Raw genomic sequence first — 16,110 nt, 5'->3', positions numbered from 1 at the left:
CTTCGTCACGGCGTCGCTTTGCCTCTTGTGCTGTGCAGCCATTGGCTTGCAGCCAGGCCGCGGTCCCCATGCCCATCAATCTGCAACGTCCTGCCCTCCCCGTCAACCGTGATGCGAATGCTCAGGTCCGGTTGTGGCAGTATGCCGCTACCCTTGTCGGGCCATTCTACAAGACACAGGCTATTGTCGGAAAAGTAGTCGCGGATGCCGAGAAACTCCAGTTCTTCGGGGTCGGCCAGGCGATACAGATCGAAGTGATAGATGGTGCGCTCACCCAATTCATAGGGCTCGACCAGCGTGAAGGTCGGACTTTTCACCGCGCCGACATGACCGGCGGCACGAATCAGACCACGGCTGAGGGTGGTCTTGCCGGCGCCCAGGTCACCTGCCAGCCAGACGCTGCCGCGCCAGTTCAGTGACTGACCGATGGCAGCACCCAGGCTTTCCATGGCCTGATCACCTTGTACATAGAATTCAAGGGTCATCAAATATCCCGCAGGTTCAGGTAATAACGTATGCATGCAATCAAATCACTGGCCAGCATGCCCAACTGACCACTCTGCTGCGCCGCCCGGTCACCGGCCAGGGCATGCAGCAGCACCGCGTGGCGCGCCGCATCGCCGGCTTCCAGTTGCTGCGCCAGCAAGGCGCCGACCAGGCCGGACAGCACATCGCCCATCCCGGCGCTGGCCATACCCGGATTGCCATCGATGCACAGGCCAGGCAGCCGCTCCGGCTCGGGGCCAGCGACCAGCGAGCCCACACCCTTGAGGACAGCCGCACAGCCGAAGCGTTCCGCCAGTCGCTGCACCGCAGTGATCCGGTCGGCCTGGATCAGGGCGGTAGTACAGCCCAGCAACCGGGCCGCCTCGGCCGGATGGGGCGTGATCACCGAGCGTTCGCCGAGTCGCGGCGTGGGCGCCTGCGCGGCAATGAGGTTCAGGGCATCGGCATCCAGTACCTGCGGCAGATCCGCCTGCAGCGCCTGTTGCAGCATCTGCGAGGCCCAGGCGTCGCGCCCGAGACCCGGCCCCAGTACCAGCACACTGGCCTGCTCCAGCAAGGGTGCCAATTGTGCCGGATCATCCACCCCGTGCGCCATCACTTCCGGGCAGCGCGCCAGCAGCGGTGCCACATGCTCGCTGCGGGTCGCCACACTGACCTTGCCGGCGCCACAGCGCAGCGCGGTCTGCGCCGCCAGCATGATCGCCCCGCCCACGCCACGGTTGCCGCCGATCAGCAACACATGGCCAAACATACCCTTGTGCGCTGCCCGTGGGCGCGGCGGCAACAGTTGCTTACAAAGATCCAGCCGCTCAAGCTGCGGCGCCATACCCGGCACCGGCAAGTCGGCCAGCGCGGCGAAGCACAGCTCACCGACCTGGTCCGGCCCCTGCGCGGTCAACAGGCCGGGCTTGAGGGTGATGAAGGTCACCGTCAGGTCGGCGCGGACGGCCGCCCCTTCGACCACACCCAGGTCAGCATTCAGACCGCTGGGCAGGTCCACCGCCACCACCGGCAGGCCACTGTCATTGACCGCGGCGATCGCACTACTGAACGGCTCGCGCACGGCGCTGCGCAGACCAGTGCCGAGCATGGCATCGAGCAGCACGCCCTCCTGCGGCAGACTGGCCGGCCATGGCTGGATGCTGACCGCCGCGTCCCGCGCCGCGCCCCAGGCCCGCGCCGCATCGCCCTGCAGCCGTTCGGGCGGCGTCAATGCCAGCACCGCCACCTGCCAGCCGGCACGCTGCGCCAGTTGCGCGACCAGGTAACCATCACCGGCATTATTGCCGCTGCCGCACAGCACCGTCAGCCGCCGCGCCTCCGGCCAACGGCGGCGCAACTCGCGCCACACCGCGGCAGCGGCACGCTGCATCAGTTCGAAACCGGGCGTCCCGGCGGCGATGATCCGCGCATCCAGTTCCCTGGTCGCCGCGGCGGAATACAGATGATGGGGCAGTTCAGGACGCATGGGCATGTCAACCTGGCTGATGTCTGGCAGAATTATACGTCCAGCCATACCTAGAACCCCAGCCTAATGTCCAATCCCACCCCCGATTACGCCGCCCTCGCCGGGCAGATCCGCGTCATTGCCGCCGAACTGGGTTTCCAGCAGGTCGGCATCAGCAACCCGGATATCGGCGAGCATGAGCAGCGGTTGCAGCAGTGGCTGGATGCCGGTTATCACGGCGAGATGGAGTGGATGGCCAGCCATGGCAGCAAGCGCACGCGGCCGACCGAGCTGGTGCCGGGCACCCGGCGGGTGATTTCGGTGCGCATGGACTACCTGCCCGCCGATACGCGAATGGCCAAACGCCTGGCCGATCGCGATGCCGCCTATATTTCCCGCTACGCCCTGGGCCGCGATTACCACAAGCTGATGCGCCGCCGCCTGCAGCAATTGGCCGAGCGCATCCAGGCGCTGATCGGCCCGTTCGGCTTCCGCGCCTTCGTCGACAGCGCCCCGGTCATGGAGCGGGCGCTGGCTACCCGCTCGGGGCTCGGCTGGATCGGCAAGAACTGCATGCTGATCAACCCCAAGGCCGGCAGTTTCTTCTTCCTCGGCGAACTCTATGCCGACCTGCCATTACCCACCGATGACGCCTTTGCCCAGCAGCATTGCGGCAGTTGCAGCGCCTGCCTGCAGCAGTGCCCGACCCAGGCCTTCGTCGGCGCCCATGTGCTGGACGCCCGGCGCTGCATTTCCTATCTGACCATCGAACTCAAGGGGGCGATCCCCGAGGAGTTGCGGCCGATGATGGGCAATAGGGTATTCGGCTGCGACGACTGCCAGTTGGTGTGCCCGTGGAACAAGTTCGCCAAACCCACCGGGGAAAGCGATTTCAGTCCGCGCCATAAACTGGATCAGGCAGACCTGATCACTCTGTTTCGCTGGGATGAAGAGCAGTTCCTGCGCAATACCGAAGGCTCACCGCTGCGCCGCATCGGCCACGAACGCTGGCTGCGCAACCTGGCGGTCGGGCTGGGCAATGCACACACCAGCATCCCGGTGATCGAGGCACTCAACAGCCGCCTGGATCACCCCTCGGAGCTGGTGCGTGAACACGTGCGCTGGGCGCTGGGCCGGCATGGTGTCGACGCGGCCGAGGTCGTTTCCCGCTAAAGCAGGACCACCATCACAGCCCCCGTCATTGCGAGCCGCCGACGTGGCAATCCAGAGCTGGCCGGCCAGCCCGGGGCCATGGATTGCTTCACCCTGCGGGTTCGCAATGACGATGTAAGCCGCACCCCAGACACCGCCCCGTCATTGCGAGTCGCGACAGCGACGTGGCAATCCACGTGTGGCCGGCCAGCCCGGAGTCATGGATTGCTTCACCCTGCGGGTTCGCAATGACGATGTAGGCCGCACTCCAGACACCGCCCCGTCATTGCGAGTCGCGCCAGCGACGTGGCAATCCAGTGCTGGCCGGCCAGCCCGGAGCCATGGATTGCTTCACCCTGCGGGTTCGCAATGACGATGTAGGCCGCACTCCAGACACCGCCCCGTCATTGCGAGTCGCGCCAGCGACGTGGCAATCCAGCGCTGGCCGGCCAGCCCGGAGCCATGGATTGCTTCACCCTGCGGGTTCGCAATGACGATGTAGGCCGCACTCCAGACACCATTCCGTCATCAACTCACACCTTGATGAAATGCTCGCGGTAATGCTGCAGTTCGGCGATCGAGTCGCGGATATCATCCATCGCCAGGTGACTGCTTTCCTTCTGGAAGCCATCGCGCACCGCCGGAGCCCAGCGCGCGGCCAGTTCCTTGAGAGTCGAGACATCCAGGTTGCGGTAATGGAAGAACCGCTCCAGATTCGGCATCCCGCGATAGAGGAAGCGCCGATCCTGGCAGATGCTGTTGCCACACATCGGCGAGCGGCCAGCCGGCACCCACTGGCTGAGGAATTCCAGCGTCATCTGCTCGGCCTCTTCGACACTGATGGCACTGTCCTTGACCCGCTGCACCAGACCGGATTGATTGTGCTGGCGGGTATTCCACTCATCCATACCATCGAGCAGCGCATCGGGCTGCTTCACCGCAATCGCCGGGCCTTCGGCCAGCACGTTCAGCTGCGAGTCGGTGATGATGGTGGCGATCTCGATGATCACATCCTGGTCCGGATTCAGCCCGGTCATTTCCAGGTCGATCCAGATCAGGTTATCTGGGTGCTTCATAGCTGCTCCTATCAGGGACTGTTGACGTCACGTCAGACAGGGGACGGCTGCCTATCCGTGTTTTCGCGATCAGTATACGCCGCCCATGCTACACTGCGGCGGATTCCCAAGATGCATGACACATGGCCAAGCGACATCTAACACGACGCCAGAGCTGGCGGATTCAGAAGATTCAGGACGAGCGCAGCGCTCGCGCCAGCCGACGCGCCGATCTGGCCGAAGAAAGCCTGCTGGGCGGCGACCTGGGCCCGGAACAGGAAGGGCTGGTCATCGCCCACTTTGGCGTGCAGGTCGATGTCGAAGCACTGGATGGCCCCCAGCGCAGCCAGGTCCGTCGCTGCCACCGGCGCGCCAATCTGCCGGCACTGGTAACCGGTGACCGTATCGTCTGGCGTGCCGACAATCAGCAGGGCGGCGTGATCGTCGCGCTGCAACCGCGACGCACCGAGCTGTACCGGCCGGATCACCGCGGCCAGCTCAAGCCGGTGGCGGCCAACGTCGACCGGTTGATCATCGTCTTCGCCCCCCTGCCCACCCCGCACAGCAATCTGATCGACCGCTATCTGGTGGCCGCCGAGCAGGCGCAGCTGGAGCCGCTGCTGGTGCTGAACAAGGCCGACCTGCTGGAACAGGGCGAGTATGCCGAGCTGCGTGCCTGGCTGGATGACTATGCCCGTCTCGGCTATCGCACCCTATGCCTGTCGGCCGGCTCCGGCGAGGGGCTGGACGGCCTGCGTCAGGAGCTGCGCGACCATGTGAACGTATTCGTCGGTCAGTCCGGGGTCGGCAAGTCATCGCTGATCAATGCGCTGCTGCCGGAGGCGGACCTGCGCGTCGGCGCGCTGTCCGAGTTCACCGGCAAGGGCACCCACACCACCACCACCGCCCGGCTGTTCCATTTCCCGGATGGCGGCGACCTGATCGACTCGCCCGGCATCCGCGAGTTCGGTCTGACACACATCAGCCATGACGAGCTGCTCGAGGGCTTCATCGAGTTCCGCCCCTTCCTCGGCCATTGCCGCTTCCGCGACTGCCAGCACCTGCACGAGCCCGGCTGCGCCCTGCTCACCGCCGTGGCCAACCAGGCCATCTCCGCCACCCGGATGAACAGCTACCGGCATATCCTCGCCAGCCTCAACGACACCTGACTCCCACGGGTTGGCGAGCGCCTGCTCGCTGACAAGGCCTGCCAGGCCGCAGGCATACTGAGGACAGAGTATTGGAGTGTCGAGTTCCATCTCGACACCTCTGGCCGACCACTCCGCAGTCCGAGATGGAACTACGAAGGCGCCCCAGCAAGCGCCCCGGCGTAGCGCAGGCGCGCTACACCCCGCGTTCACGTCCCACTCAAACGATCACGGGGCCAGTTGCAGCGGCTGGCTGGCATCATCGAACAGATTGCGCGGGCGTTCCGGCTGGGTGGCCGGCTCGCTGTCGCCCTGCGGTGCCGAGTCCACCGGCAATGACGGGGATGCCGACTCCATCTCGCTCCCCGCCGACTCAGCGGTTTCCATAGCAGCGGCCGCACCGCCGACATCACGCATAATGGCCTGCTCGGCGCGCCGGTTCATCACCACGATATCGATCCGGCGGTTGATCGGGTTCAGCGGATTGTTGCCATCGAACAGGGCCGAATCGGCATAGCCGACCACCCGTGCCACCTGATCCTCGGGATAGCCGGCCGCCTGCAGGGTGCGCCGCGCGGCATTGGCCCGCTGCGCCGACAGTTCCCAGTTGCCATAGTCCCGGCGGCCGACATAAGGCATGGCGTCGGTATGGCCGCTGATGCTGATCTTCTTCGGCACCTTGGCGATGGTGTCGCTGAGGGCCAGCAGGATATCCTCGAAATAGGGCTGCAGGTCCGGGCTGCCGCTGGCGAACATCGGGCGATTTTCCGCATCGACGATCTGGATGCGTAGCCCCTCCATGGTGAACTCCATGAGGATCTGCTCACGGAACCGCTGCAGCACCGGCTCGGTCTCGATCTTGTTCTGCAGTTCCTGCAGCAGCAGGTCCAGCTCGCGCAGCTCGATCATGTCGGGCCGCTCGTCGACCTCCGGCTCCATCGGCAGCGGCGGCTGCTCGATGTCTGCCGCCGGTTCGTTGAGCGTGCGCTGGGGAGCGACGGTCGGCGAGCCGCCCAGGTCGATCGGATGGCGGCTGCCACCATCGAAGTTGATCGGGTCCTTGAAGTATTCGGAAACCATCTTCAACTGTTCCGGCGTGGCCACTGTCACCAGCCACATCACCAGGAAGAACGCCATCATGGCGATGGCGAAGTCGGCAAAGGCGATTTTCCAGGAGCCGCCGTGGTGACCGCCAGCCTTGCGGCTGACCCGCTTGACGATGATCGGCTGTTCGCTATTGGCCACCAATCAACGCCCCTTCACTGCCGCTTCCATTTCCGCAAAGCTCGGGCGCTGTTCGGACAGCAGCGCCTTGCGGCCGAACTCCACCGCCAGTGCCGGCGGTAGCCCCTGGGCGCTGGCCACCAGGCACATCTTGATGGCCTCGTAGGTATTGGCCTCCTCCGTGGCCTCGTGCTGCATCGCCGCACTGAACGGACCGACGAAGCCATAGGCCGCCAGAATACCGAGGAAGGTACCGACCAGGGCAGTACCGACCTTCTCGCCGATCAGGGCGTTGTCCGCCTCGCCGAGGATGCTCATGGTCACCACGATCCCCAGTACCGCGGCGACGATACCGAAGCCCGGTAGCGCATCGGCGACCCGGTTCATGGCATGGGATGGCTCGCTCAGCTCCTCGGTCAGGGTGGAGATCTCCACATCGAACAGGGCTTCCAGCTCATGCGGGGCCATGGTGCCGGTAGTCATGATGCGCAGGTAGTCGCAGATGAAGGCGGTCATGCCGTCATCCTTGAGAATCGCCGGGTACTTGCTGAAGATCGGGCTCTCCTGCGGCTCCTCGATATCCGCCTCGATCGCCATCATGCCTTCGCGGCGGCTCTTGTTGAGAATCTCGTACAGCAGCCCGAGCACATCCAGGTAGAACGGCTTGTTGAAACGGTGACCGAAGAAGATCACCGGAACCTTGCCGAACACCTTCTTCACCGTGCCCAGGTTGTTGGCCACCAGAAAGGCCCCCAGTGCCGCGCCACCGATGATGACGATCTCGAACGGATGCCACAGCGCTGCGAGCATACCCCCGGACAGCATGAACCCACCCAGCACACTGGCCAGAACGACGATATAACCCGCAATTTTCAACATATGGACAAGTGATCCCCAACTAACCTGGCACAGCAACTCGGTCGCTTTCGCGTTATAGTCTGCATTCGGACGGACGCTATCGACAGCGCAGCACCCCCACTGCCCCTGCTATCGGCCGTCGCCCGCAGATCCTGAGCGAAATTATAGCGCCAGTTGCCGCTCCGCCGGCAGCTGACGTACCCGGATACAAAAAATGGAACAGGCCATGACCGACAATCCACTGCCGCTGCTGCTGGAGCCCAGCCAGTTGCCGGCACAACTCGATCCCGCCCAGGTGCGCCTGGTCGACCTGAGCAAGTCCGAACAATATCTGGCCGGACATATTCCCGGCGCCGTGCATCTGGCACCCGGCAGTATCACCGCCCCGGCGCCAACCCCGGGCTTGCTGCCGGACCTGCAGAGCCTGCAGCAGATCCTCGGCGGCCTGGGCCACCACGCCGACCTGCATTACATCGTCTATGACGATGAGGGCGGCGGCTGGGCCGGACGCTTCATCTGGCTGCTGGACAGCGTCGGCCACCCCCATTACAGCTACCTCAATGGCGGCCTCAGGGCCTGGCACGCCGAGGGCCGGCCCCTGGAGCAAGAGGTCAACCAGGCCGAGCCGACCCAGCCAACGCTGACCATCGACACCAGCCATACCATCGATGTCGAGACCCTGATGGCCGACCTGGATAACGCCGACCGGGTGATCTGGGATGCCCGCTCGCCGGCCGAGCATCGCGGCGAGAAGGTCCTGGCAGCCAAGGGCGGTCATATCCCCGGCGCCATCAACTTCGAATGGACCGCCGGCATGGACCCAGAGCGCGGCCTGCGCCTGCGCGATGACCTGGCCGCCCAGCTGCGCGCGCTGGGCATCACCCCCGAGCATGAGGTGGTCACCCACTGCCAGACCCACCACCGCTCCGGCTTCACCTACCTTGCCGCCAAGATCCTCGGCTACCCACGGGTCAAGGCCTATGCCGGCTCCTGGTCCGAGTGGGGCAACCACCCTGATACTCCCGTAGAACTCTGAGGCTGTTACCGCATGCGCGATCGTCTGTTCATCACTTCGCAGTACCTGCTGCCCCAGCAACTGTTGTCACGTCTGGCCGGCGGCCTGGCCAATTGCACCTGGAGCTGGGTGAAGAATCCCTTCATCAACTGGTTCGTCCGGCGCTATCAGGTCGACATGAGCCAGGCGCTCGAGTCGGACCCGACCGCCTATAGCTGCTTCAATGACTTCTTCACCCGCGCCCTGCTGCCCGATGCCCGGCCGCTGGATGAGGGCGAGCACAGCATCCTGTGCCCGGCCGACGGCGCCATCAGCCAGTTGGGCAGCATCGAGCACGGTCGGGTTTTCCAGGCCAAGGGGCAGAGCTTCAGCGTGCTCGAACTGCTCGGTGGCAATCCGCAGCATGCCGAACTGTTCCAGGGCGGCCAGTTCGCCACCGTCTACCTGTCGCCCAGTGACTATCACCGGGTGCACATGCCGCTGGGCGGCACCCTGCGCGACATGATCTATGTCCCTGGCAAGCTGTTTTCGGTCAACCAGACAACTGCGGAGAATGTGCCCGAACTGTTCGCCCGCAACGAGCGCGTGGTCTGCCTGTTCGACACCGAGGCCGGTCCCATGGCGGTGGTGCTGGTCGGGGCGATGATCGTGGCGTCGGTGGAAACCGTCTGGGCCGGCCTGGTCGCCCCACCCCGCCGGCAACTGCGCAGTGAGCAATATGGCGGTAGCGCGCCGCAGCTGGAGCGCGGCGCGGAAATGGGTCGCTTCAAGCTGGGCTCCACCGCCATCGTGCTGTTCGGCCCAGGGCGCGCCCGCTGGGACGAACATCTGAGCGCGGGCAGCCTGGTACGCATGGGCCAGAAGATGGGTGAGAAGCTGGCTGGCTAGCCCGCAGGGTGTAGCGCGCCCGCGCTACGCCAGCATGGTAGCGGCTGGGACCTGTCGGCGAGCAGGCGCTCGCCAACCCTGGGAAGCTCGGGGTGTAGCGCGCCCGCGCTACGCCAGTATGGTAGCGGCTGGGAGCTGTCGGCGAGCAGGCGCTCGCCAACCCTGGGGAAGCCTGCCCACTTTCCTGACTGACAAGCAACAAAAAACCCCGGTACAGGGCTACCCATACCGGGGTTTTGATTGGCGTGGTTAGCCGGGTCGGCTGATTACATCATGCCGCCCATGCCACCCATACCACCCATGCCGCTCATGTCAGGCATGGCCGGCTTTTCTTCCGGTAGCTCGGCAATCATGGCCTGGGTAGTGATCATCAGGCTGGCTACGGAGGAGGCAGCCTGCAGCGCGCTGCGGGTCACCTTGGCCGGATCCAGAATACCCATTTCGATCATGTCGCCGTATTCGCCGGTAGCGGCGTTGTAGCCGTAGTTGCCTTCGCCGGCACGTACGGTCTGCAGTACCACGGCAGCTTCCTCACCAGCGTTGCTGACGATCTGGCGCAGCGGCGCTTCGATGGCACGGCGCAGCAGCTTGATACCGACGTTCTGGTCTTCGTTGTCACCAGTCAGGTTTTCGAAAGCCACCAGGGTGCGCACCAGGGCGACACCGCCGCCAGGTACCACGCCTTCTTCCACAGCAGCACGGGTAGCGTGCAGCGCGTCTTCCACGCGGTGTTTCTTCTCTTTCATTTCCACTTCGGTGGCAGCACCGACCTTGATTACCGCAACACCGCCAGCCAGCTTGGCCAGACGCTCCTGCAGCTTCTCACGGTCGTAATCGGAAGTGGTCTCGTCAACCTGCTTGCGGATCTGTGCAACGCGGGCTTCGATATCAACCTGAGCACCGGCACCGTCGATCACGGTGGAGTTGTCCTTGTTGATCTGCACGCGCTTGGCCTGACCCAGGTGCTCCAAGGTGGCGGTTTCCAGGCTCATGCCGACTTCTTCGCTGATCACGGTACCACCGGTGAGGATGGCGATGTCCTGCAGCATGGCCTTGCGACGATCACCGAAGCCCGGCGCCTTGACCGCAGCGACCTTGACGATGCCGCGCATGTTGTTGACCACCAGGGTGGCCAGCGCTTCGCCTTCGACGTCTTCGGCAACGATCATCAGCGGACGACCAGCCTTGGCCACCGCTTCCAGCACCGGCAGCATTTCGCGGATGTTGGAGATCTTCTTGTCAACCAGCAGGATGTACGGGTTGTCCAGCTCGGCGGACATGGTTTCCGGCTTGTTGACGAAGTACGGGGACAGGTAGCCACGATCGAACTGCATGCCCTCGACCACGGACAGCTCGTTGTCCAGACCGGAACCTTCCTCGACAGTGATCACGCCTTCCTTGCCAACGCGATCCATGGCTTCGGCAATGATGTTGCCGATGGAGTCGTCGGAGTTGGCGGAGATGGTACCCACCTGGGCAATCGCCTTGGAGTCGGCACAGGGCTTGGCCAGGTTCTTCAGCTCGGCAACCACGGCCGCAGTGGCCTTGTCGATACCGCGCTTGAGATCCATCGGGTTCATGCCGGCGGCAACTGCCTTCAGACCTTCGGTAACGATGGCCTGGGCCAGCACGGTGGCGGTGGTGGTGCCGTCACCGGCGTCATCGTTGGCGCGGGAGGCAACGTCTTTGACCAGTTGCGCGCCCATGTTCTCGAAGCGGTCCTTCAGCTCGATTTCCTTGGCTACGGAAACGCCGTCCTTGGTGATCATCGGCGCGCCGAAGCTGCGCTCGATCAGAACGTTGCGGCCCTTCGGCCCCAGCGTGGACTTGACGGCATCGGCCAGAACATTGACGCCAGCCAGCATCTTGTTGCGTGCGGAAACATCGAACAATACTTCTTTAGCAGCCATTTTCACTTTCCTTCAAATGAATTCGTTCAGGGATCAGCCGGCAGGGATCAGCCTTCCAGGACACCGTAGATTTCGGATTCGCTCATCATCAGCAGCTCTTCACCGTCGATCTTGATGGTGCTGCTGCCGGAATAGGGTCCGAAAACCACTTTGTCACCTTCCTTCACGGCCAGGGGACGCACCTCACCATTGTCCAGCAGGCGCCCGGTACCCACAGCAATCACGACGCCGGTATTCGGTTTTTCTGCTGCAGAGCCAGGCAGAACGATACCGCCAGCGGTTTTTGTTTCTTCTTCGCTGCGACGAACGACTACGCGATCGTGTAACGGACGGATTTTCATCGTTTTGAGTCTCCCAATAGTATGCAAATGGCCGGTATTCCGGCATTCCAAGTTAAATCAGGCTTTGCAGCCCGAAGGACGCGCGTTTGCGTCCCTGTCCAACACCGGCTCCCTTACGGGCACCGGTAAAACTGGTGCATTGTTTATGGGGCCCGGCAAAATCTTTTCAAGGGCCCCGGGGGGAATTTTTTCTAGCGGTCGCTCAGCCGCGCGTCGTCATCATTGCGCGGCGGCTCGCCCGGCTGCCACTCTCCTTCGATAATGGTGTACTCGCCCCGCCGGTAGGTACGTGGACCGTCCTGATCATCCGGGCCGGAGCCACCGCCACGATGCAATAGCGCCATGATCAGGCAGGGAATCGCCAGCACATCACTGACCAATCCCGGGAAGGCGATCAGTACCCCGGCCAGTACACCCCACATGCCCGACTTGAGTACCCGGAACGGACTGCGATTGGTGACCATCTGCTGCTGCAACCGCTGCAGCATGCCCCAGCCATTGCGCTGGATCAGCACCAGTCCCAGCACACCCGTGAAGAGAACCCACAGCAGGGTCCAGCCCACCCCAACCGCCTGGCCCAGCAGAATCAGACTGGCCAGCTCGATCAGGGGAAATGCCAACAGCAATATGCGCAACAGCGGCATGCAAACCTCATGAATTGGTGCAAAGTTCCTATATGGGATCACTATCGGACGCTTTCAAGCCCAAACCGGGATGGAACGCCAACCCGGAAACAGGTCGCCTGGTGACCGATTCACTGCATCAGGTATTCATAATATTCGCCAGTTGTTGCATTCTTGCCTCCCTGAACTTTCCCAGAACAATCGACAACCATGAGGAATGCCCGAATGCAATTGAAAGACAGCGTGATCATCGTGACCGGCGGCGGCCAGGGCCTGGGGCGGGCGATGGCCGAGTACCTGGCCGGACGCGGTGCCCGCCTGGCGCTGGTAGACCTGGGCCAGGAGCGCCTGGACGAAGCGGTTGCCGCCTGCCAGGCGGCTGGCGGCGAGGCACGTGCCTATGTCTGCAACATCGCCAACGAAGAGCAGGTGAGCGACATGGTCAACCGCGTGGCGAACGACTTCGGCACCATCAACGGCCTGATCAACAACGCCGGTATCCTGCGTGACGGCCTGCTGCTGAAGGTGCGGGACGGCGAGATCCAGAAGATGAGCCTGAACCAGTGGCAGTCGGTGATCGACGTCAACCTGACCGGCGTGTTCCTCGGCACCCGCGAAGTGGCGGCGAAGATGGTGGAACTGGGCAGCAAGGGCCTGATCCTGAATATCTCCTCGATCTCCCGGGCCGGCAACATGGGCCAGTCCAACTATTCCGCGGCCAAGGCCGGGGTCGCTGCACTGACCGTGGTCTGGGCCAAGGAGCTGGCCCGCTATGGCATTCGCGTGGCAGGCATCGCGCCGGGTTTCATCGAGACTGAAATGACCAGCAGCATGAAACCAGAAGCGCTGGACAAGATGACCGCCGGCATCCCGCTGCGACGCATGGGCAAGCCCGAAGAGATCGCCCACTCGGCGGCCTACCTGTTCGAGAACGACTACTACAGCGGTCGAATTCTGGAGCTGGACGGCGGCCTGCGCCTCTGAGTCCCCCGGCCTGGCGTCACCAGTTGACGCCAAGGCCTATCTTGTAGCGGGTTTCATTACGGCTCTTCTCATCCGAGCTGCGGATATAGTCCCACTCGGTCGCCAGGCTCAGTGATGCCCAGCTGTTGAGCAGATAGCGCAAGCCGAGTTCAGCATCGAGTATGTAATCCACCTGATCATCGTTGGGGATGATGGTCTCGGCGTTATGCACCAGTTGGAAGCGCTTGCCGAACAGGAAGCGTCGATAGTCCCATTCCAACCCCAGACCATTGGTCCGGCTGTCGGAACCATCCCGTGCATCCATGCGCAGATGCTGGAAACTCGCCGAGGTCTCGAAGCGCCCCAGCGCATTGTTCCACCACTCGTAACCGGGACCGGAACCGATCTGTATCTGCCTGGCTACCTCGTCAATATGGTCGCGCTGATAGCTGACGCTGTTCTGCCAGAACCACTTCTCGGCAAAGAACCAGCTCAAGGCATAGTCGGCTTCCCAGCGATGCCGGCTCTTGATGTCGTTGCGGTAGTCGCGCTCGAACTCGCCAGCGAGCACATGGCGCCAATCACCATGGCGAGCCTCGGTGGTGGCTTTGACGTCGAAGTCACGTTTCTTCGACTCGGTATCCTCCAGCTCCAGCGACAGATTCGCCCGACCATTCCAGGCCCAGTCCTCGATGATCGGCTGGGGCTCCATCAGTTGTCTGAGGCTGCTGATCCTGAGCGCCTGCGGTTCCGGCTCACCGTTGACCAGCATAATCTCTCCGGCTACGTCGGACGCTTGAATGCGCCGCGCGTGCTTAGTATCGTCGCTGGTCTTGATCAACAGCGGACCGTCACTTTCCAGGGTACGGATGCGATCGACATTGACTGCCACCTGACCGGCCACCTCGGTACGGATGATCAACTTGTTACCCTCCATCAGCTCGATGCGACCGGTCAAGCGGTCACCATTGTCCAGCCAGAGGGTGTCGGCAACAGCCGGCAGTACGAATAACAGCGGCAACAACAGGAAAAAACGGGACATCAGCATGGGAAAACAACCCGGAAAGTGGAAAAACCAGAGACATTATCCATGACTGAGCGTTCCATTCCACATGATCCGCTGCCTTTCTGCCCTGATACGCGCAAGGAGGCCCTGTGGCAGGTGCTCGCCGCCATTCCCCCTGGGCGGGTCAGCAGTTACGGGCGGTTGGCACAGATGGCGGGGCTCGGCCGGGGCGCACGCCTGGTCGGTCGCTGGCTGGGCCAGCTGCCTGACGACACCAACCTGCCCTGGCATCGCGTGCTGAACAGCCAGGGGCAGCTATCGCTGCCGGCGGACAGCCCCTCCGGGCAGGAACAATACCAGCGCCTGCTTGCCGAAGGTGTCATCATTCGCAACCGCCGCGTAAACATGGCCCGCTTCGGCTGGCCCGATCCAATAGAGACAGCCCATCGATGAACGACACTACAGCAACACCAGCGCGCGAGGGCTGGAAGGTCTACCTCAAACCCCGCGTGCTCGGCATGCTGTTCCTGGGCTTCTCCGCCGGCCTGCCGCTGCTGCTGGTTGGCGGCACCTTCAGCGCCTGGCTGCGCGATCTGGGCATCGAACTGGCGGCCATCGGCTTTCTCAGCTGGGTCGGCATGGCCCACTCGATCAAGGTGCTGTGGGCACCCTTGATCGACCGCGCGCCGCTACCACTGCTCAGCCGGCTATTGGGCCGCCGCCGGGCCTGGATGCTACTGGCACAGCTGGTGATCGCCGGTGCCCTGCTTGGCATGGCGCTGACCGACCCGCGGGAGAATCTCACTCTGGTGGCGCTCTGGGCAGTGTTGGCGGCGTTCGGCTCGGCCACCCAGGATGTCGCCATTGACGCCTACCGGGTGGAGGCCGAAGCCCGCCATCGCCAGGGAGCCATGGCCGCTACCTATGTCACCGGTTATCGGGTGGCGATCCTGGCCGCGGGGGCCGGTGCACTGCACCTGGCTTCGATCGATAGCTGGACTCTGGCCTATGCCGGCATGGCCTTGCTGATGGGCGTAGGTGTGGTAACCACGCTGGTGATTGCCGAACCGACGGTGTCGGTCAGCGCCTCGACACTGCACTTCGAACAACGGGTGGCCGACTATCTGGACCGCACCCATCACGCCGGCTGGCGGCGCCATCTCACCGCCTGGTTCATCGGCGCCATCGTCTGCCCCTTCGCCGAGTTCTTCCAGCGCTATGGCAAGGCCGCCCTGCTGATCCTGGCGTTCGTCGCCACCTTCCGCATCAGCGATATCTTCATGGGTGTGATGGCCAATCCCTTCTATCTCGACCTGGGTTTCAGCAAGGCGCAGATCGCCAACATCGCCGCCGCCTTCGGCCTGGGCATGACCCTGCTCGGCGCGGCCCTGGGCGGGCTGCTGGTGGCGCGCTTCGGCATCGCTCCGATTCTGCTGCTGACCGCCTTCATGGCCCCGGCCACCAACCTGATGTTCGCCTGGCTGGCATTCATCGGTGCCGAGCCCTACGGGCTGGTGATGGCGATCATTGCCGACAACATCACTGGCGGGCTGGCCATCTCGGTATTCATCGCCTATCTGTCGAGCCTGACCAATACCGCCTACACCGCCACCCAGTACGCCCTGTTCAGTTCCCTGATGACCCTGCCCGGGCAGTTCGCCGCCGGCTTTACCGGGGTGCTGGCTGTCCATCTGGGCTGGGTACACTTCTTCATGGTGACCGCACTGACCGGATTGCCGGCCATCGTGCTGGCGGCGCTGCTGCTCAGATATGCCCATCCCGACCGGGTGAGCCGGCCTGGGATCGACTGAGGTGATGGAAAGGCCGCTGGCGTAGCGCAGGCGCGCTACACCCCGAAACCATGCGCCATATCCGCCCAGGGTTGTCGAGCGCCTGCTCGACGACGCGGTGGTTCGGGATCCCGCAGGGGCGCTACACCCCGAGACCATGCGCCGTATCCGTCCAGGGTTGTC

The 16,110-nt window shown here is 63.6% G+C and carries 16 protein-coding genes; 7 read left to right on the top strand and 9 right to left on the bottom strand.

The genetic code is table 11. The annotated features are described in order from the left end of the window. Positions 1-5: 5 nt before the first annotated feature. Both tsaE and CQ007_RS01825 read right to left on the bottom strand, forming a co-directional pair. A complete protein-coding gene (tsaE, locus tag CQ007_RS01830) occupies positions 6-488 on the bottom strand; it encodes a tRNA (adenosine(37)-N6)-threonylcarbamoyltransferase complex ATPase subunit type 1 TsaE (protein WP_371919775.1) in 483 nt (160 codons plus the stop codon). Further along, on the bottom strand, positions 485-1,975 hold the full coding sequence (locus CQ007_RS01825) for an NAD(P)H-hydrate dehydratase (RefSeq protein ID WP_105643358.1): 1,491 nt from the start codon (positions 1,973-1,975) through the stop codon (positions 485-487). Before CQ007_RS01825 ends, tsaE begins: the two co-directional genes overlap by 4 nt. Before the next feature lie 66 nt (positions 1,976-2,041). Between CQ007_RS01825 and queG the strand changes: the two genes are divergently transcribed. After that, entirely contained in the window at positions 2,042-3,127 is a 1,086-nt protein-coding gene (gene queG, locus CQ007_RS01820) for a tRNA epoxyqueuosine(34) reductase QueG (RefSeq protein WP_105643196.1), read from the top strand. A 512-nt stretch (positions 3,128-3,639) separates the two neighbouring features. Here the strand turns inward: queG and orn are convergent. Then, positions 3,640-4,182 (bottom strand): oligoribonuclease, encoded by a 543-nt coding sequence (gene orn, locus CQ007_RS01815; protein ID WP_105643195.1) that lies wholly within the window; start codon positions 4,180-4,182, stop codon positions 3,640-3,642. Positions 4,183-4,304: 122 nt separating this feature from the next. On the opposite strand from orn, the gene rsgA reads away from it, so the two are divergent. Then, positions 4,305-5,330 (top strand): small ribosomal subunit biogenesis GTPase RsgA, encoded by a 1,026-nt coding sequence (gene rsgA, locus CQ007_RS01810; protein WP_105643194.1) that lies wholly within the window; start codon positions 4,305-4,307, stop codon positions 5,328-5,330. A 207-nt stretch (positions 5,331-5,537) separates the two neighbouring features. Here rsgA and motB read toward each other — a convergent pair whose 3' ends face one another. Both motB and motA read right to left on the bottom strand, forming a co-directional pair. Beyond that, positions 5,538-6,554 carry a flagellar motor protein MotB gene (motB, locus tag CQ007_RS01805; protein ID WP_105643357.1) on the bottom strand — a complete coding sequence of 339 codons (1,017 nt, stop codon included), beginning with the start codon at positions 6,552-6,554 and terminating at the stop codon, positions 5,538-5,540. A 3-nt stretch (positions 6,555-6,557) separates the two neighbouring features. After that, entirely contained in the window at positions 6,558-7,412 is an 855-nt protein-coding gene (gene motA / locus CQ007_RS01800; RefSeq protein ID WP_105643193.1) for a flagellar motor stator protein MotA, read from the bottom strand. Between the two features lie 205 nt (positions 7,413-7,617). On the opposite strand from motA, the gene CQ007_RS01795 reads away from it, so the two are divergent. Then, positions 7,618-8,427: a rhodanese-like domain-containing protein gene (locus tag CQ007_RS01795; RefSeq protein ID WP_105643356.1), complete on the top strand. Its 810-nt coding sequence runs from the start codon at positions 7,618-7,620 to the stop codon at positions 8,425-8,427. Between the two features lie 12 nt (positions 8,428-8,439). After that, on the top strand, positions 8,440-9,294 hold the full coding sequence (asd, locus tag CQ007_RS01790; protein WP_105643192.1) for an archaetidylserine decarboxylase: 855 nt from the start codon (positions 8,440-8,442) through the stop codon (positions 9,292-9,294). A gap of 266 nt (positions 9,295-9,560) precedes the next feature. On the opposite strand, the gene groL is transcribed toward asd, so the two are convergent. From groL to CQ007_RS01775, 3 genes are all read right to left on the bottom strand, one after another. Next, a complete protein-coding gene (gene groL / locus CQ007_RS01785; RefSeq protein WP_105643191.1) occupies positions 9,561-11,204 on the bottom strand; it encodes a chaperonin GroEL in 1,644 nt (547 codons plus the stop codon). A gap of 47 nt (positions 11,205-11,251) precedes the next feature. Then, entirely contained in the window at positions 11,252-11,545 is a 294-nt protein-coding gene (locus tag CQ007_RS01780; RefSeq protein ID WP_105643190.1) for a co-chaperone GroES, read from the bottom strand. 191 nt (positions 11,546-11,736) lie between these two features. Beyond that, complete coding sequence (locus CQ007_RS01775; RefSeq protein WP_105643189.1) at positions 11,737-12,189, bottom strand: FxsA family protein; 453 nt, start codon at positions 12,187-12,189, stop codon at positions 11,737-11,739. A gap of 204 nt (positions 12,190-12,393) precedes the next feature. On the opposite strand from CQ007_RS01775, the gene CQ007_RS01770 reads away from it, so the two are divergent. Then, a complete protein-coding gene (locus tag CQ007_RS01770) occupies positions 12,394-13,152 on the top strand; it encodes an SDR family oxidoreductase (RefSeq protein ID WP_105643188.1) in 759 nt (252 codons plus the stop codon). Positions 13,153-13,168: 16 nt separating this feature from the next. On the opposite strand, the gene CQ007_RS01765 is transcribed toward CQ007_RS01770, so the two are convergent. After that, a complete protein-coding gene (locus tag CQ007_RS01765) occupies positions 13,169-14,179 on the bottom strand; it encodes a DUF481 domain-containing protein (RefSeq protein WP_105643187.1) in 1,011 nt (336 codons plus the stop codon). Positions 14,180-14,221: 42 nt separating this feature from the next. Here CQ007_RS01765 and CQ007_RS01760 point away from each other — a divergent pair, with 42 nt between their 5' ends. Both CQ007_RS01760 and CQ007_RS01755 read left to right on the top strand, forming a co-directional pair. Further along, positions 14,222-14,590: an MGMT family protein gene (locus CQ007_RS01760; RefSeq protein WP_105643186.1), complete on the top strand. Its 369-nt coding sequence runs from the start codon at positions 14,222-14,224 to the stop codon at positions 14,588-14,590. Then, complete coding sequence (locus CQ007_RS01755; protein ID WP_105643185.1) at positions 14,587-15,948, top strand: MFS transporter; 1,362 nt, start codon at positions 14,587-14,589, stop codon at positions 15,946-15,948. The genes CQ007_RS01760 and CQ007_RS01755 overlap by 4 nt, the downstream gene beginning before the upstream one ends. The last annotated feature ends 162 nt before the right edge of the window (positions 15,949-16,110 follow it).

This window comes from Pseudomonas sp. MYb185, assembly GCF_002979975.1.
Lineage (GTDB): Bacteria > Pseudomonadota > Gammaproteobacteria > Pseudomonadales > Pseudomonadaceae > Halopseudomonas.
This window is presented reverse-complemented; position numbering and strand designations above follow the sequence as displayed.